Origin of the sequence: Halobacteroides halobius DSM 5150 (assembly GCF_000328625.1) — a bacterium.
In the GTDB taxonomy this organism is placed as follows: domain Bacteria; phylum Bacillota; class Halanaerobiia; order Halobacteroidales; family Halobacteroidaceae; genus Halobacteroides; species Halobacteroides halobius.
Window position 1 is genome coordinate 1,857,634 of sequence record NC_019978.1, and the last position, 16,983, is coordinate 1,874,616.

The following is a 16,983-nucleotide window of genomic DNA, read 5'->3' on the forward strand; positions in this document are numbered from 1 at the left end:
TTACTTTAACATATAAAGATTTATTTTGCAAGAAGATATTTATTTTAAATTATCTAAAAATTCAGTTAAATTGATATCAGCAGTACTATCAAAACGATAATCACCATGTCCAACTCTCTCTTTAGGGCCAACCCCAACTGCAACCATATCTGCAGCTAAAGCAGCATCAACACCAGATTCAGCATCTTCAAGTACTACACATTCTTCTGGTTTAACCCCTAACTTTTTGGCTGTATGTAAAAAGATATCTGGAGCAGGTTTAGCATTCTCTACACTATAGCCATCAGAAATAGTATTGAATTCCTGAGTAATATCTAACCCCTTCAGTACAGTCTTAGCATTTCTACTAGCAGAAGCTATAGCCATCTTTAAACCTCGTTCTTTAATCTCATCTAATAACTCTCTAGCTCCAGGCAATAGATCTTCTTCTCCCATTTCAGTCAAATACTCTTGATAATAACCATTCTTTCGATCCATCATCTCCTGAAATTCCTCTTTAGTATAATTATCAATATAATCTCCTAATAATAATTCTAATGATTTACTACGAGATACCCCCCTTAGTTGCTCATTATCTTCACGAGTAAAAGAGATCCCTTCTTCTTCAGCTAATCGTTTCCAGCCTTGAAAATGATACTCAGATGTTTCAGTTACAACTCCATCTAAGTCTAAAATAATCGCCTTTATATCTTTGTTCATCATTATTCCTCCTGAATTTCCAAAAGCGCTTTTGGGAGCATTAAAAAACTTCTTGTTAATAATTATAACAAATATAATATAAACACTCAAGTCTTTTGATAGTTTTTATTAATTATATACTTCTCTTTCTGTAAGCACTTTATCTACAGCAAAATCATGGTTTTCAGTAATTACTTTATCTATTATCTGCAGTTCAAAACCTAAACCAATTCTAGGAACTTCCTTTACGATTGCAAATAATCTATCATAATATCCTCCACCATATCCTAATCGATTACCATAAGCATCAAACGCAACACCTGGTACAACAATTAAATCTAACATTTTTGGACTAACTGATCTTATATAGTTATCTTTAGGCTCTAAAATACCATAGGTTCCATGTTTTAATTCTTGGTCATAATTATTCAGTAATGATAACTCCATTTTCCTCTCTTCTTGATTAATTATTGGTACTACTATTTCTTTTCCTAAATCTAAAGCCCCTTTAATCATCAATTCAGTCTCTACTTCACTTCTAAAGGATATGTAAAACATAATTCTATCTGCTACTTTAAACTGTACTTGTTGGAATAAGTACTTCTTTATTTGTTTACTCTTTTTTAGTCTTTTTTCTTTAGTTAACCTGTCTCTTTTAGTGAGTACTTTCTTCCTTTGTTCATCTTTAGTCATTATTAGCCTCCTGTTTAAATTAAAAATTATTGATATATAGTTTAACTTTTAGATTGCTGAGAGAGGATTTCTCACTAGATAAATTTCTCAAAATTCGTCTAAGCTTACTTCCATAAAAATAAGGTTAAGCTAATCAAAAACAGGTGATTAGCTAACCCAAACCTTATTTTTATTCCAGTTCACTAAGACTCATTAATGAAAAATTTATGATTCGTTGCGAAACCCTCTCCAGCAATTATTAAAGGTATTGTGGGGCTTTTGGACTGTTTTATAGTTTTGGTTCATCTGCTTTGAATGAAAGGTAAATGAGATATGAATAAGCAAATCTATGATTTGGTTTATCTCATTTACCTGGAATGAAATGAACAAAAACTATTTAAGGAAAAAGCCACACAATGCCTGATTGAGAAGTGCTACTATATATCAATTAAATAGATAAAGTAGGACCAGCCTCACGGCTGGGACCTCTTGTCAAACTGCACGTACGGTTCTCCCGTATACAGCTTTCGGTCATTGTTGCTCCTTAACAGAGAGTAAGTTATCGTCTTTGTGTTGCCACAAATGTATATTTTACTCTTGTCTAAAGCACATCGGTAAGCAGTGATTCTAGTCCTAAATCTCTTAATATTTTATTAGGAAGGCGATAATTCTGCCCTTTCGCCTTCTTTCCTTCTATAAAACAACGTAATCTCATTCTTATCCAACCATCTAACCTTTTATATAGTCCTTTAACATTTCCTAGTAGAAAACTATTACCCCAACCTCTAATAATTAAATTAAGTTCATCAATCATTACAGCTACTCCTATTGATCTATTCCTTTTGGTTTTCTTTCTTACTTTATCCTTGAAACTTTTAATAGAGCTCTCTTTTGGCATTTTATAATCACCATTATAAAATCTAAATTCTAGAAATTTAAACCCATCATCAAAATTCGTAATTACTGTTTTCCGAGGATGTAGTCTTAAGTTTAATTCATTTTCTATAATCTGGCGAGTTACTTCCAAAGCACGTTCTGCTTTAGCTTTACTCTTAGCCATAATTATAAAGTCATCGGCAAATCTAACTATCTTATATCCTCGACACCTCATTTTCTTATCAAAATGATGTAGGTAGATATTTGCTAAAAGTGGAGAAATTACGCCTCCTTGTGGAGTTCCCTCCGTTGTTTCTTCTCTTCCTTGCTCAGTCATGACACCTATAGTAAGCCACGACCTAATAATATCTAATACCCAACCATCACTTACTTCCTCTGCTATCAGCTCCATTAAAATTTCATGATCTATTGTATCAAAGTAAGATTTGACATCTGCGTCTAATACCCAATTATAACCTTGTTCTTTATATTCTTCTACTTTCTTAATTGCATCTTCGGTTGACCTATTAGGTCTAAAACCATAAGAACAGTCGCAGAATATTTCTTCAAAGTGTATCTCTAGAATCTGTTTCACTGCTTGTTGGGCAATTCGGTCTTTAATTACTGGAATACCTAGTGGTCTTTGTTCTCCATTTCCTTTTGAGATATACGTTCTTAGAACTGGTTGTGGCTCATATCTATCTTCTGTTAACTGGCGATATAAAGCACTCATATTCTTAGTGTAATTTTCTCTAAATTCTTCAACTTCTACACCGTCAATCCCTCCACAACCACCATTATTCAAAACTTTCTGAGCTGCACAATGTAAATGTCTTTTCTTAGTCACTAAATCTTTTATACTATATAGCGAACTAATTTTTTTTTCACCTATCCTACCTCACGACTTACCAGTTCTTCCTATCCTGTCTTAATATCTAAACCCCTATATTCGTAGCATTCCTAAGCACGTCTTCTAAGCTCTCGCCAATCGCACCTCTTAGTTTACTACTACTTAGGTCATGGTTTTTCTTAAATTCATCACGCTTCCAGTTATGATTTTCTGTCCGCTATTTCTTTTAAGACTTATTGTCTTTAACAATGTTTAAACCATTTTGATTTAAATACCATCAACACTCAATTCTAAACTTCAATAACCTGGCTATCCTTCACTGTAATCAACTTTCATTGATTTTTTTTCTACTACTATGATAGCTTCTGAACTCTAATATTTCATCGCTTTGACTTTCCCTATTCAGGTTATATCATCACTTATCTTTATAGATTTCTATAAAGACCATATTAGAGCATCCTCTGGTCACCTATGCTATATTCCAATCATTCCGACCATAATCACACTCATTAATCTAACATACTCCAATGGTCTGTAAGTCAGCTTTGGACTTCTCCATCCTTTTGGTAGATCGTCACTAATGAATGCCACCTTCAGTTCACATATTGTTCCGGACTGATTTTTCGCCTCAAACTCTTCAGATTACATCTCACGATGAACACCCTGTTACTGTTGGCTTCATATCCTGTTCTTTATTAACTTAGGTTGACGTTTGTTTTCTCCGTTTGCTCACCCATTTCGTCTGTGAGTGCCACAATATCTCAACCATATTATCCATTCTTCCAGAATAGGCAGGACTTACACCTACTATCAGCATAGACTACAGAGCACACAAAAAGACTAGCCAATTAGCTAGTCTTAAACCTTTATTCTAATTCTATTTCTTGCTCAACTTCAATTCCTAACTCATCAAGTTGTTTGTGGGATACATCTGATGGAGCATCTGTTAATGGAGATGTTCCACTTTGAGTTTTAGGAAAAGCAATTACATCTCTAATAGTATCCAATCCAGCTAAGAGCATTACTAACCTATCCAGTCCAAACGCAATACCACCATGTGGTGGAGTTCCATACTCAAAGGCTTCTAATAAGAAACCAAACTTTTCTTCTATTTCTTCTTCAGACATATTTAATAAATCAAATACCTTCTTTTGCAATTGGCTATTATGAATTCTAATACTTCCACCACCAACTTCAATTCCATTTAGAACCAAGTCATAAGCTTGAGCATTAACCTCTTCTGGATTATCCTCTAATTTCTCTATCTCTTCTGGTTTAGGATTAGTAAATGGATGGTGTAAAGAAACATATCTTCCCGCTTCATCATCCCACTCTACTAATGGGAAATCCGTTACCCATAAGAAGTTAAATTCATCTTCAGGAATTAAATCTAATTCCTGACCTAATTTTAATCTTAAATTACCTAAAGAAGCTGCAACTATTTTAGGGTTATCAGCAACAAATAATAATAAATCTCCAGTTTTAGCTTCCATTTTCTCTATAATTTCTTCAATCTCTTCATCAGATAAGAATTTAGCAATTTGAGAATTAACTCCTTCTTCGGTTATCTTAATCCAAGCTAATCCTTTAGCACCATACACTGCTACAAAATCGGTTAAATCATCTATCTGGCCACGGGAAAAATCAGCACATCCTTTAGCATTAATCCCTTTAACTTGACCACCACTAGCAACAGTACCACTAAAAACATTAAATTCACTATCAGCTACAATATCTGATAGATCAACTAACTCCATACCAAATCGAGCATCAGGTCTATCTGTACCAAAGCGCTCCATAGCTTCTTGATAACTGATATGGGGAAATTCAGTTGGTTTTTCTAAATCAGCTACTGCAAAAATTTCTTGTACCATACCCTCGACTAATTCCATAATCTCCTCTTGCTTCATAAAAGACATTTCCATATCAATCTGTGTGAATTCTGGCTGTCGATCAGCTCTTAAATCTTCATCCCTAAAGCAACGAGCGATCTGGAAATAACGCTCCATACCTGATGCCATTAATAACTGCTTAAATAACTGAGGAGATTGTGGTAATGCAAAAAAATCTCCTTTACTAATTCGACTTGGAACTAAGAAATCTCTAGCTCCTTCTGGAGTACTCTTTGTTAAAATTGGAGTTTCTATTTCTAAAAATTGATTATTATCTAGATAATCTCTAACTGCTTTCTTTACTTTATGACGCAAGATAATATTATCTTGCATTGGCTTTCTCCGTAAATCTAAGTACCTATGCTTTAATCTTAAATCTTCACCTGCCGAAACATCATCTTCAATCATAAACGGAGGTGTCTCTGCTTCGTCTAAGATATGTAAATCTTGAGCTTGAATTTCTATTCTCCCGGTAGCTAATTCTTGATTAATCATACCTTCTGGTCTAGCTCTAACTTTACCTTTAATAGAAATTACATACTCTTTTCTTAATTCATCTGCTACAGAAAATACTTGATTTCCTTCTTCGGGATTAAATACTACTTGTACAATTCCAAATCTATCCCGTAAATCAACAAAAATTACACCACCATGATCACGTCTTCTCTGTACCCAACCCATTAATGTTACTTCTTCTCCTACTTGTTTCTTACTCAGATCGCCACAAAAGTGGCTTCTTTTCATACCTTTCATTCTTAATATTCCCTCCTATGCTATTTCACATACTCTTTCATCTTATTGACTAGATTATCTAGTGCTACCTCTTCTTGATCTCCTGTTTTCATATTCTTAATAGTTGCTACACCAGATTCTAACTCATTTCCACCTAAAATAATACTATATTCTGCATTATTTCTATCAGCATGTTTCATTTGACCACTTACACTGCGACCTAAATAATCCATTTCCACCTTTAAATTAGCTTGGCGTAGTTGATAAAGATAAGAAAAAGCTGCCTTTTTAGCCTCTTCCCCAATTGTCGTAATAAATAAATCTATACTATCATCTATTGCTAAATCGATTTCTTGTTCTTCTACAGTTAATAATACTCGCTCCATTCCCATTGCAAAACCAACTCCAGGAATATCACGGCCTCCAACTTCTTGGGCCAAACCATCATAACGACCGCCACCAAAGACTGTATCTTGAGCCCCTAAACCTTTATAAATAACCTCAAAAGCTGTCTTGGTATAATAATCTAATCCTCTAACTAATGTAGCATCAAGAATATAATCTATATCTAATAAATCCAGGTACTCTTGTACACCAGCAAAATGATCCTCACATTCATTACATAACTCTTCATACAATTTAGGAACATCAGACATAAATTCTTTATCTCGATCTTCTTTACAATCTAAAATTCGCAGTGGATTTCGTTCATATCGGTCTTGACAATCAGAACATAACTGATCTAAATAAGGTTTGAAATAATCCAATAACTTGTCACGATATTGGGATCTACAGTCTGGACAACCCACACTGTTAAGTCGTACTTCTAAATCATCTAGTTCTAATCTCTCTAAAATCTGCATTCCTAACGCAATAATTTCAGCATCAACAGCTGGATCATCAGTTCCTAAAACTTCTACTCCTAACTGGTGAAACTGCCTATATCTTCCTGATTGAGGTCTTTCATATCTGAACATTGGCCCCATATAATAATACTTCGTAGGCTGAGCTTGTCCGTATATCTTATTTTCTAAAAATGAACGCATTACCGAAGCTGTACCTTCAGGTCGCAATGTTAAACTTCTATCACCTTTATCTTCGAAAGTATACATTTCTTTTTCTACTATATCAGTAGCTTCTCCAATCCCTCTTTGAAATAAAGCAGTCTGTTCAAAAATTGGCGTTCTAATCTCTTGGTAATTATATGTACTAAAAATTTCTTTAGCTATATCCTCAAGATACTGCCAATTGGCAGTATCTTGAGGTAGCATATCATTAGTTCCTCTTGGAGCTTGGTACTTCATTTTCATCCTCCTTATACGCTACATTACTTACTACTTTCTTTAGTTTTAGTTTATTGCTTCTTTCGTTGTTCTTTAGATTTTTGTTGGCGTTTCTTTTGAATCTGCTTAACTTTTTCCATCTCTTGCTTTGCTTTTTCTTTAAGACCCATCTTTTGATAAACTGTATATAATCTATAATGAGCCATTATATTATCCCCAGATAACTCAGAGAATTTATCATACTGTGCAACTGCTTTATCCTTTTTATCTAATTCACGATATAAATTACCTAGACTATAATGAAGCTGAGCATTACCTTTACTTTTCTTTAAGACTTGCTTATAAATATTAATTGCTTTTTCTGTCTTACCTTCTTTTTTATACAAGTTAGCTAATTTAGTATAGAAATTAATTTGCTTTGGATACTTTTTAATAGCTTCTTGATAAGTGGTAATCACTTTATCAGTTTTCTTTTGTTTTTGATATACTTGAGCTAAATTATGATATAAATAAGAAGCTTGTGGATTATTTTTCATTGCTGCCTTGTATCCAGAAATTGCTTGTTTATACTTACCATCTTTAAAGGCTTGATAAGCCTTAATTGCTTGTGCTTTAATTACAATATCAGCTTTATCTTTAACTGCTGTAAACCATTTATTAAATTGTTCTTGCTTTTGCTGAGCTACTAATTTATCTTTGATTTGCTCTTTGATATCTTCTTGATTAGTCTTATCAGTTACTTTAATTAAATGATAACCAAACCTAGTCTTTACTGGCTTACTAACCTCTCCTACTGACATAGAAAAAGCCTTCTTTTCAAATGCAGGAACCATTTGACCATGTGCGAAAGAACCTAAACGTCCTCCTTTTTTACCGGAAGGTCCTTCTGAATACTTTTTAGCCATTTTAGAAAACTCTTGTCCATTTTTAATCTTGGCTAAAATTTCATTAGCTTTAGCTTTAGCTTCTTTAGTAGTACGTTTATCAGTCTTAATTAAGATATGACTAGCTGTGACTTTATTTTTATATTTTTTCTTATTTTTAGTATACTCTTTATTAACTTCTTCTTTAGTTACTTTAGCCTGTTTAGTGATTTTCTGTTGTAACTTTTGGATAGCTAAAGATTCTTTAATTCTTGGCCGCAAATTAGTTTTAATATCAGCTAAACTACGTCCTTGCTTCTTTAATAATTTATCTAGCTCTTTAGCTGATGAAGCTGGAGTTTGCTTAATAAAATTTTGAATAATTTGATTTAACTTTTCTTCAACAGCTTCTTGGGAAATCTGACTCTTTAATCCTTTTTCTTTAACTTGCTGCACTAATAGCTTTTGATTAATCATATTATTTAATACTCTAGATTTTAAAGATAATACCTGACTTGGAGAAATTCGCCCTTTATACTTTTGTAATATACTACCTAGTTGACTATTAAACTTCTGATAAGAAACTTCTGCTCCGTTAACAGTAGCGATTGGTCTATCAAATGCTTGAGCCTGATTGGCTTTTGGACTAGCACCTGGGTTTAAATAAATTAAAACACCACCAGCTACAAAAACAATAACTCCTATTGCAGCTATAATCTTCATTCTTTCTCTAAAAAAGTTTAACAACATATTAATTAGCCTCCTTTAATGATTCAACTAACTCTAGCTACCTAATATTGTAACTTATCTTACTAAAGATGTCAATTTAATTATTTTCTGATCGGTTCGCTCCTTTACTTCCTCAATATATTGTTTAGGGAATTTAGGATTGATTAATCTCTCCAATGACCAATCTTTTGGATTAACCATTTTAGTAATTGCTCCACCACCTAAACCAATTACAGTTTGTCGTTCTTCTATCATTAAAATATTATAAATTGATTCTAAACCAGACCTAGCATATCCGATATTTTCTAAGTTGGCTAACATATACTTTTGTCTATACATATAATAAGATTCTAAATTTAAATCTTTAGCTGTTTGTTTGGTTAATGCTAGCATCTTCTCTACCTTTACATTGCTAGGAAGCTGTACTTGATTATCCATCTTAGCAGCTCTTTTAAGGGCTAAAGTATGAATGGTTAAACTATCTGGATTCAATCTTTTTATTTCTTCTAAGCTATTTTTTACATCAGCTACTTCTTCTCCTGGCAGCCCTATAATCAAATCCATATTAATATTTTGAAAATTTAATTCTCGGGCTAAAGAAAAGCTTTCTAGTACCTGTTTGATAGTATGTTTCCGTTCAATTTTATCTAAAGTAGCTTGATTCATAGTTTGAGGATTAATACTAATTCTATTCACACCGGATGCTTTTAAAAGTGATAATTTATCTTTAGTAATAGTATCAGGTCTTCCAGCTTCAACACTAAACTCCCTTAAATCACTAAGATTAAATTCTTTATTTAGCTTATTAATTATTCTTTTAAGCTGACCTGTTGACAAAACAGTCGGTGTTCCCCCACCTAAATACAAAGTGTCAATAGCTAAACCTAACTCATTAATTGCTGCTCCTAACTTTTTAATCTCATATTCTAAAGCATCCAAAAAATCAGGTACATACTGTTGATATGACTCAAAAGGATAAGAAGCAAAAGAGCAATAAGCACAACGAGTAGGGCAAAATGGAATCCCTAAATAGAGACTGACCTTCTTTTGGGCTTCTTCTTTACTTGGTAGATAACTTCTTTCTTTAGCAATTATTCTCAATAATAAATTCCTTTTTTCAGTGCGAATACCATAAACTTCTTCTAATATAAGATCTACCTTTTCTTTACTAAAGTCTCGATCAAATAAAGAATGTACCAATTTAGTTGGTCTAACGCCAATTAAAATCCCCCAAGGACTTAGAGGCTGATCTAAATAATCACATAGTAACCGATAAATACTTAATTTGACTCTTATTTTACAACGTTTTTTAAAATCATATTGGTTATAACAATTATTTAATATCTCTTGATCTAATATTTGATCACTAAACTTAGGTTTATCTAAAATAATACTTTTAACCTTTATTCCCTGCTTAGTAGTTAATTTGCTATTTATAATTAATTTAGGATTAATTACTTCACTAGCTCTTTCTATCTCTAATTTTGGTAATAGAACATTTAACATTCCTTTAACTGATCCATAGTACTTTTCCGGTATCCCTAATCCTACTTTCATTGTCCCAACCTTTCTAAATATATGGGTTATTTTTCTTGGCTTTTTCTAAAGTAGTAGTTGGCCCGTGGCCTGGATATAATTTTAAATTTAAATCAAACTGTGTAATCTTCTGTAATGAATTCTTTAAATCTGGGCTAGAACCTTGAGGAAAATCTGTTCTTCCAACTCCCCTAGCAAATAAGGTATCTCCACTAAATAAAATCTGCTTTGACTTTAGACAAATACTTCCTGGAGTATGACCTGGGGTATGAACTACCTCAAAAGTTAGGTTCCCACATTCTATTTTATCTCCTGCTACTAACAATTTATCTGCTACTGGTGATATTATCTTTTCTTGTGGGTCATCTATATAAGCAGATAAATTTAATTTAGGATCCTGTAAAAATTCAGCATCAGCTTTGTGGACTAGTAATTTAGCTCCAGTTTCTTCTAAAAGATACTTATTAGCTCCTATGTGGTCTGCATGAACATGGGTGTTAATTATATATTTAACAGTCAAATTCTGTTCATTAACTTTTTCTAAAATAGCTTCTTTGTTTGCCCCCGGGTCAATTATTATAGCTTTTTTAGTATCTTCATCAATCACAAGATAACAGTTAACCTTTAAATTTCCTACTACTATTCTTTTAATAAGCATCCTAAGCCTCCTCTAGCAATTCTCTTTTAATCCTTTCTTATACTTTATTATAACACCTAATTATTACGAGAATATGACGAAACATAAATTAAACTTAACTTGGATTAGCCCGCTGTACATTAAGTACTCCATCAATTGCCTCTAGCTTATTAATTAAATCTTGCATATGATCTAGACTACTTATCTCAATTAAAAGTTTGATATAGGCTAATTTCTCTTTTGTTGTTCGAGCATTAACAGAGTTAATATTTATCCCTGCCTCTGAAATAACTGCTGTTAATTCTTGAAGTAAAGATCGCTTATCTAAAGCTTCTATTTCTAATTCTACATCATAAGTAGCTTTTTGATCAACATGCCACTTTACATCAATAATTCTTTCGGGTTCATTATTCTTTAACTTCTCTAGATTATGACAATCAGTTCTATGAACTGAAACTCCTCGCCCTCTCGTAATATAACCTATAATTTCATCTCCGGGAACAGGATTACAACATTTAGCAATTCTAACTAATAATCCTTCCATCCCCTTAACTTTAACACCTTTATTATCACTATTATCTCTAGCTTTTTGCTTTCTCTTTAACTTATTTAGTTCTTGTTGGGGGGAAGGAGATACTTTTTTTCTTTTATCTTGAGGCCTTAGTTTATCTATTATACTAGATACAGAAAACTTATTATCTCCAATTCCAGCGTATAATCCCTCAATATTAGCTACACCAGATTTCTTTACAATTTCTCCTAACTTCTGACGTTTCTCTTCTTCTTTTAAAGTAAAATTTTCCTTGTTTAGCTTCTTTTCTAATTTTTCTTTTCCTCTAGCGATTGCTTCATCTTTACGTTGAACTTTAAACCATTTCTTAATCTTACTTTTAGCACGTGAAGTCTGAACAAAGTTAAGCCAATCACGACTTGGTCCACTATCACTAGAAGTTAAAATTTCAATAATATCCCCATTATCCAATCTATACTCTAAAGGAATCATCTTCCCATTGACCTTGGCCCCTACACAAGTATGCCCTACATCTGTATGAATATGATAGGCAAAATCAACAGGAGTAGCACCTTTTGGTAATGGCATTACATCACCTTTAGGCGTAAATACAAATACTTCATCTTCAAATAACTCAATTTTTAAATTTTCCATAAATTCCCTAGCATCTTTTAAATCATGCTGCCACTCTAATAATTGACGTAACCAAGATATTTTCTTTTCAAAGTCATCATCCTCTGGATTACCATCCTTATAACGCCAATGAGCTGCAATACCATACTCAGCAGTCCGGTGCATCTCCCAAGTTCTAATCTGAATCTCTAAAGGCTCTCCTTTAGGGCCAATTACAGTGGTATGTAAAGACTGATACATATTAGACTTAGGCATTGCTATATAATCCTTTATTCTACCCGGCATAGGATTCCAGATTTCATGTAAAATTCCTAATACTTGATAACACTCTTTTACACTATCAACGATTACTCGTAAAGCAGTCAAATCATATATTTCATCAAAGCTTTTGTTCTTATTGATTATCTTTTGGTTAATACTATATAAATGCTTAGGCCGACCATAAATCTTACCCTGAATATCTACATCCTCTAATTTACCTTCTAAAGTATCAATCACATCTTCAATATATGCTTCTCTTTCTGCTCTGTTTTTAGCTAATTTATTAGCTAATTCATGATATTTATCTGGCTCTAAATATCTAAAACTTAAATCTTCAAGCTCCCATTTTAACCGCGACATCCCTAAACGATGGGCTAAAGGAGCATAAATCTCTAAAGTTTCATTAGCCTTGCGTTTTCTTTTCTCCTCAGAAAGATAGTTTAAAGTGCGCATATTATGTAATCTATCAGCTAACTTAATTAGTACTACTCTAATATCTTCAGCCATAGCCAAAAACATCTTGCGTAAACTAGCAGCTTGATGTTCTTCTCTAGTCTTAAAGTCTATCTTATTTAATTTAGTAACCCCATTAACTAATAATCTAATCTCTGCACCAAATTCTTCCTCAATCTCATCTGCTGTAATTTCAGTATCTTCTACTACATCATGTAATAAAGCAGCAGTAATAGAGACTACATCAAGTTCTAACTCAGCTAAAATCTGTGCTACCCGTAATGGGTGACTAAGAAAAGGCTCACCAGAGACCCTCATTTGGCCCTGATGAGCTTCCTTAGCAAGATAATACCCTTTCTTAACCAAATCAAGATTAGGATCCTCAATATAAGATTCTATTTCATTTAAAAGCTGGTCTAACGCCATAAATTGTTACCCCTTTATTGAGTTTTAAAATTACTCCTTAATTAAAGAGAATACATCATAACCTTTCATTTTCTCTCTTCCATTTAAAGCTTCTAATTCCATTAAAAAAGCAATCTCTATAATATTACCACCAATTTCTTCAATTAGATCGATTGTAGCAGCAACCGTTCCACCTGTAGCTAATAAATCATCAACAATCAAAACATTTTGCCCTTCTTCAATAGAATCTCTATGTACTTCTAAAGTATCACTGCCATACTCTAAATCATACTCTTTAGTAGCAATATCGCCTGGTAACTTACCTGGTTTACGAACTGGTACAAAACCTTTATTCATTTTTAAAGCCAATGGAGCTCCTATTAAAAAGCCACGTGCTTCAACTCCAATTATCAAATCTATATCTTCTTCTTGATAACGATCTGCTATTCTATCAATTGCTTCTTGATAAGCATCTGCATCCTTTAATAAAGTGGTAATATCTTTAAATTGAACACCTTCTTTAGGAAAATCTGAAATAGTTCTAACTTTCTCAGCTAAATTCATTCTTTTCTCTCCTTTCACTATACTTCCTTAAATAATTTAATTGATTAATTTTAACATTTCTTCTACCTTAGCATTTAATACTGTTTTTTTAAATTTCTTAAACTCTTCTCTGACACTAACACATTCATTATAACGCATTGAACTATTTAAGTCTAATTTCTTTTGTTGAGGTAGTAACCTTATCTTCTGTTTTAATTCTTTGCTCCTAGTTATTAACCCCAATTCTGCTAAAATACCCAATCCTATTAAAACAGATTCTAATTGTAAATTAACCTTAGTTTTTGCTTGTAACTTCTTAAGTAATTCTAAATTAGAAATATTAATTTCTCCATAACCTTTGTTTAATTTAGATAAAATAATATATAATTCCTTCATTAATTCTCTATTAGGAGCTAATTCTTTTAGAAAACATTCGATCTTCTGTAAATCATAATCATTATACAGTAAATAAAGGTAACTTTTATCTTTATCTGGATTTAAATAAGCAACTTGTTCTAATAATTCAACCTGATTTAAACTAGGCTGATAGAGTATCACATTTTTTAATCCTGGTATTTTAACTTGAGGATTAAAATTAACAGTAGTAACTAGATTCATGCATTGACGACTGCTAAATAATTCTATGACCTGTTTTTGATCTTTTTTAGTTAATCCAGAATTATAAAATAATACGTGATTACCTCTAGCTTCTAATTTAGAAGCTAAATTAATACTCTCCTGTTTATTAGTCACAAAAATTAGATTCTGATCTCCTTGCTGCAATAATTTAGATAGGTATTCAATCTTTTTAGATTCAACTAAATCACGTTTATCAACTATTTTAATTTTAGCAGGCTGTAATTCAGTTATTAAAGTAGACTTAAATTGATTTTTATCAATTACTTGAGATCGACAATCAGCTAATACTAAATTATCAAATTCAGCTGTGATTATTCCTCGATGTTGCTGTATAAATTCAGGAGTAGCTATTAGTATATCAACTTCTTTAACTTGCATAGCTGCTAATAAAGTCTTTTCCTGATAACATGATAAAGCTCGATGACCTTGATAAATATTTAACTGTGGTAATTGTCGTTTAAATTGGGAGTATTGTTTTTGCACTAATCTCTTCGAGGGCCAAATTACTAGTGTGGCCTGCTCTTGATTAGTTGCTTGACTAACAGCATAATCATAAATTAACTTTGACCTTTGTTGAGGAGTAGTTAATTTCTCTATTCTCTGTTGGCCTTGAAAAAACAACTCTGTACTCTGTGCTTTATCTTTTTCCTTTTTAGAAAGTTCTCTAGTTATAAATACTTTAACTAACTGCTTGTCTTTATTTAAATCAGCTATAAAACACCGGTAATTGATCCCTACATCTAGATAAGGGCCCAGCTCAATTGCTAACTCAGAATTTAGAACTCCTAAATTATTTCCTTGCACAATCAAATTTATTTGAGAATCAGATTCTTTAGTTAATAGTATTTCCTGGCCAATAGATAAATTATCCATTAATTGTTGATTTAATTCTCTTACCCTAGTGTAAAACCAATCTAACTTAGACTTTGCTATACCATTAACTAAGATACTCCTCTTAGTAGCAAATAATTTATCCTTTAATTTAGGTTGAGGAATTTTAATATCCTTTACCCTTAATTGTAAGTTAACCTGCCCTTTCCACTCATTACGTGCTAGATTAAACAACAAATCTATCCCTTCTTGTTGGGCTAGTAACATATCCTTTAAATATCCTTGATTAAAAGCGATCCCTTCTAGCTTTTGATTATTAACATTAAAAAAGACTTTTAAGTGCTTTTTATTATGACCAATAACCTGAAATTCTTGAATCTTTAAATTTTGAGCCTCAAAAGTAGGACGTGAGTTCCCATAACCGAAAGGTGCTAATGTCTCTAATTCATCTAATAGAGAAAAGGATAATTGATCAAGACTAACTATCTCATCAACTTTTTGTCTAGGAATTAAATCTTCTTCTTTTAAAATTTGATGAGCATAATCATTTAACTCTTTTCTAAACTGAGAGATATTCTCTTCTTTAATAGAGAATCCAGCTGCTTGTTTATGACCTCCAAAACGAATTAAAAGATCTTGACACTCTTGTAGGGCTTGATAAATATTAAAATTAGTAATACTACGACAAGACCCTGGACCTTTATCACCATCTAGAGCAATTAAAATCACAGGTCGATGGTATTTCTCCTGCAAATCAGAAGCTACATTACCAATCACTCCAGAATGCCAATTAGAAGAAGCAATTACTAAAACCCATTCTTTAGCTAAATCAAATTGCTTAATAGCTTCTTCTGCTTCTGTAAATATTTGCTCACTAATCTCTTTTCGATAATCATTAAAGTCATTAAGTTGGTCTGCAAACTGTTGGGCTTGAAAATAATCTGCAGCCAATAACATCTTAACTGCTTGTTGAGCTTCTCCCAATCTTCCGGCAGCATTAATCCGTGGTGCTAATTGAAAAGCTATATTACCGGCCTTTATTCTTCGTTTACTATAACCTGCTACTTCCACTAAAGCTGCTAATCCAGGTATCTTATCCCTATTAATTTGATTTAGCTGCTTTAGCCCAAATTTAGTAATTATTCTATTCTCGCCCTTAAGAGGCACAATATCAGCTACTGTCCCCAAAACTACTAAACTTAAATAATTAGTTAATGGTGGAGATGTAGTAGAATCATCTAGTTCTAAAGCTAAAGCTTGTGCTAACTTAAAAGCAACTCCTACACCAGCTAATTCACTAAAGGGATACTTACAATTATCCTGCTTAGGATTGACTACTGCTATTGCGGAAGGATTCTTAACTGCAGGAGTATGATGATCAGTGATAATTACATCTAATCCTTTTTTATTAGCATATTCCACCTGCTGATGTCCTCTAATTCCACAATCAACAGTTATAACTAGATTAGCACCTTCTCTAGCTAGTTTATTTATAGCTTCTATATTTAATCCGTAACCTTCAGTTAATCGATTAGGAATATAAAAATCAACTTTAGCACCTAACTTAGTTAAGTAATCAACTAATAATGAGGTACTTGTAATCCCATCAACATCATAATCACCATAAATTATTATCTCTTCTTTATTCTCTAAAGCTTTTTTTATTCTAGCTACTGCCCGCTCCATACTTTCTAGTAAATAAGGATTATGTAAATCATTAATAGTAGTATTAAAAAAAGCTTGCACCTCTTTTGAATTATCAAACCCTCGTCTAACCAATACTTTAGCTGTAATTGGATCAATCTTTAAGTTGTTCTGTAATTTTTCTACTAGTTGTTGATCAATCGCTTTTCTCTCCCATTTTACTTCTTGCTGCAATATTTGAGCCTCCACATCTTTTCTTAAAATTTATTATTCTCTTAAAGAATCCTTTTTTATTTTAAATTCTTAATTAGCTCT

The 16,983-nt window shown here is 32.5% G+C and carries 11 protein-coding genes; all 11 read right to left on the reverse strand.

The features are described 5' to 3' along the window. Positions 1-39: 39 nt before the first annotated feature. Complete coding sequence (gene pgmB / locus HALHA_RS09015) at positions 40-699, reverse strand: beta-phosphoglucomutase (RefSeq protein WP_015327467.1); 660 nt, start codon at positions 697-699, stop codon at positions 40-42. A 108-nt stretch (positions 700-807) separates the two neighbouring features. Next, positions 808-1,371 (reverse strand): 5-formyltetrahydrofolate cyclo-ligase, encoded by a 564-nt coding sequence (locus tag HALHA_RS09020; RefSeq protein WP_015327468.1) that lies wholly within the window; start codon positions 1,369-1,371, stop codon positions 808-810. A 580-nt stretch (positions 1,372-1,951) separates the two neighbouring features. Beyond that, entirely contained in the window at positions 1,952-3,103 is a 1,152-nt protein-coding gene (ltrA, locus tag HALHA_RS09025) for a group II intron reverse transcriptase/maturase (protein ID WP_156801230.1), read from the reverse strand. A gap of 839 nt (positions 3,104-3,942) precedes the next feature. Continuing rightward, the gene (gene aspS / locus HALHA_RS09030; protein ID WP_015327470.1) at positions 3,943-5,721 is read right to left on the reverse strand and encodes an aspartate--tRNA ligase; all 1,779 of its coding nucleotides are present in this window, start codon (positions 5,719-5,721) and stop codon (positions 3,943-3,945) included. A 20-nt stretch (positions 5,722-5,741) separates the two neighbouring features. Then, positions 5,742-7,004 (reverse strand): histidine--tRNA ligase, encoded by a 1,263-nt coding sequence (hisS, locus tag HALHA_RS09035; protein ID WP_015327471.1) that lies wholly within the window; start codon positions 7,002-7,004, stop codon positions 5,742-5,744. 50 nt (positions 7,005-7,054) lie between these two features. Beyond that, the gene (locus HALHA_RS13895) at positions 7,055-8,596 is read right to left on the reverse strand and encodes a peptidylprolyl isomerase (RefSeq protein ID WP_015327472.1); all 1,542 of its coding nucleotides are present in this window, start codon (positions 8,594-8,596) and stop codon (positions 7,055-7,057) included. A 54-nt stretch (positions 8,597-8,650) separates the two neighbouring features. After that, a complete protein-coding gene (gene hemZ, locus HALHA_RS09045) occupies positions 8,651-10,132 on the reverse strand; it encodes a coproporphyrinogen dehydrogenase HemZ (RefSeq protein WP_015327473.1) in 1,482 nt (493 codons plus the stop codon). Between the two features lie 13 nt (positions 10,133-10,145). Continuing rightward, entirely contained in the window at positions 10,146-10,769 is a 624-nt protein-coding gene (locus HALHA_RS09050) for an MBL fold metallo-hydrolase (protein WP_015327474.1), read from the reverse strand. Between the two features lie 94 nt (positions 10,770-10,863). Beyond that, positions 10,864-13,032: a RelA/SpoT family protein gene (locus tag HALHA_RS09055; RefSeq protein ID WP_015327475.1), complete on the reverse strand. Its 2,169-nt coding sequence runs from the start codon at positions 13,030-13,032 to the stop codon at positions 10,864-10,866. Positions 13,033-13,062: 30 nt separating this feature from the next. Beyond that, on the reverse strand, positions 13,063-13,575 hold the full coding sequence (locus HALHA_RS09060; RefSeq protein WP_015327476.1) for an adenine phosphoribosyltransferase: 513 nt from the start codon (positions 13,573-13,575) through the stop codon (positions 13,063-13,065). A gap of 36 nt (positions 13,576-13,611) precedes the next feature. After that, positions 13,612-16,902, reverse strand: a complete 3,291-nt coding sequence (gene recJ / locus HALHA_RS13070; RefSeq protein ID WP_015327477.1) for a single-stranded-DNA-specific exonuclease RecJ — start codon at positions 16,900-16,902, stop codon at positions 13,612-13,614. Between the last annotated feature and the right edge of the window lie 81 nt (positions 16,903-16,983).

Coding starts and splice junctions, on each gene's coding strand:
- HALHA_RS09055 (WP_015327475.1), bottom strand. CDS start 13,032: ATGGCGTTAGACCAGCTTTTAAATGAAATAGAATCTTATATTGAGGAT.
- HALHA_RS09050 (WP_015327474.1), bottom strand. CDS start 10,769: ATGCTTATTAAAAGAATAGTAGTAGGAAATTTAAAGGTTAACTGTTAT.
- hemZ (WP_015327473.1), bottom strand. CDS start 10,132: ATGAAAGTAGGATTAGGGATACCGGAAAAGTACTATGGATCAGTTAAA.
- HALHA_RS13895 (WP_015327472.1), bottom strand. CDS start 8,596: ATGTTGTTAAACTTTTTTAGAGAAAGAATGAAGATTATAGCTGCAATA.
- HALHA_RS09060 (WP_015327476.1), bottom strand. CDS start 13,575: ATGAATTTAGCTGAGAAAGTTAGAACTATTTCAGATTTTCCTAAAGAA.
- aspS (WP_015327470.1), bottom strand. CDS start 5,721: ATGAAAGGTATGAAAAGAAGCCACTTTTGTGGCGATCTGAGTAAGAAA.
- HALHA_RS09020 (WP_015327468.1), bottom strand. CDS start 1,371: ATGACTAAAGATGAACAAAGGAAGAAAGTACTCACTAAAAGAGACAGG.
- pgmB (WP_015327467.1), bottom strand. CDS start 699: ATGAACAAAGATATAAAGGCGATTATTTTAGACTTAGATGGAGTTGTA.
- hisS (WP_015327471.1), bottom strand. CDS start 7,004: ATGAAGTACCAAGCTCCAAGAGGAACTAATGATATGCTACCTCAAGAT.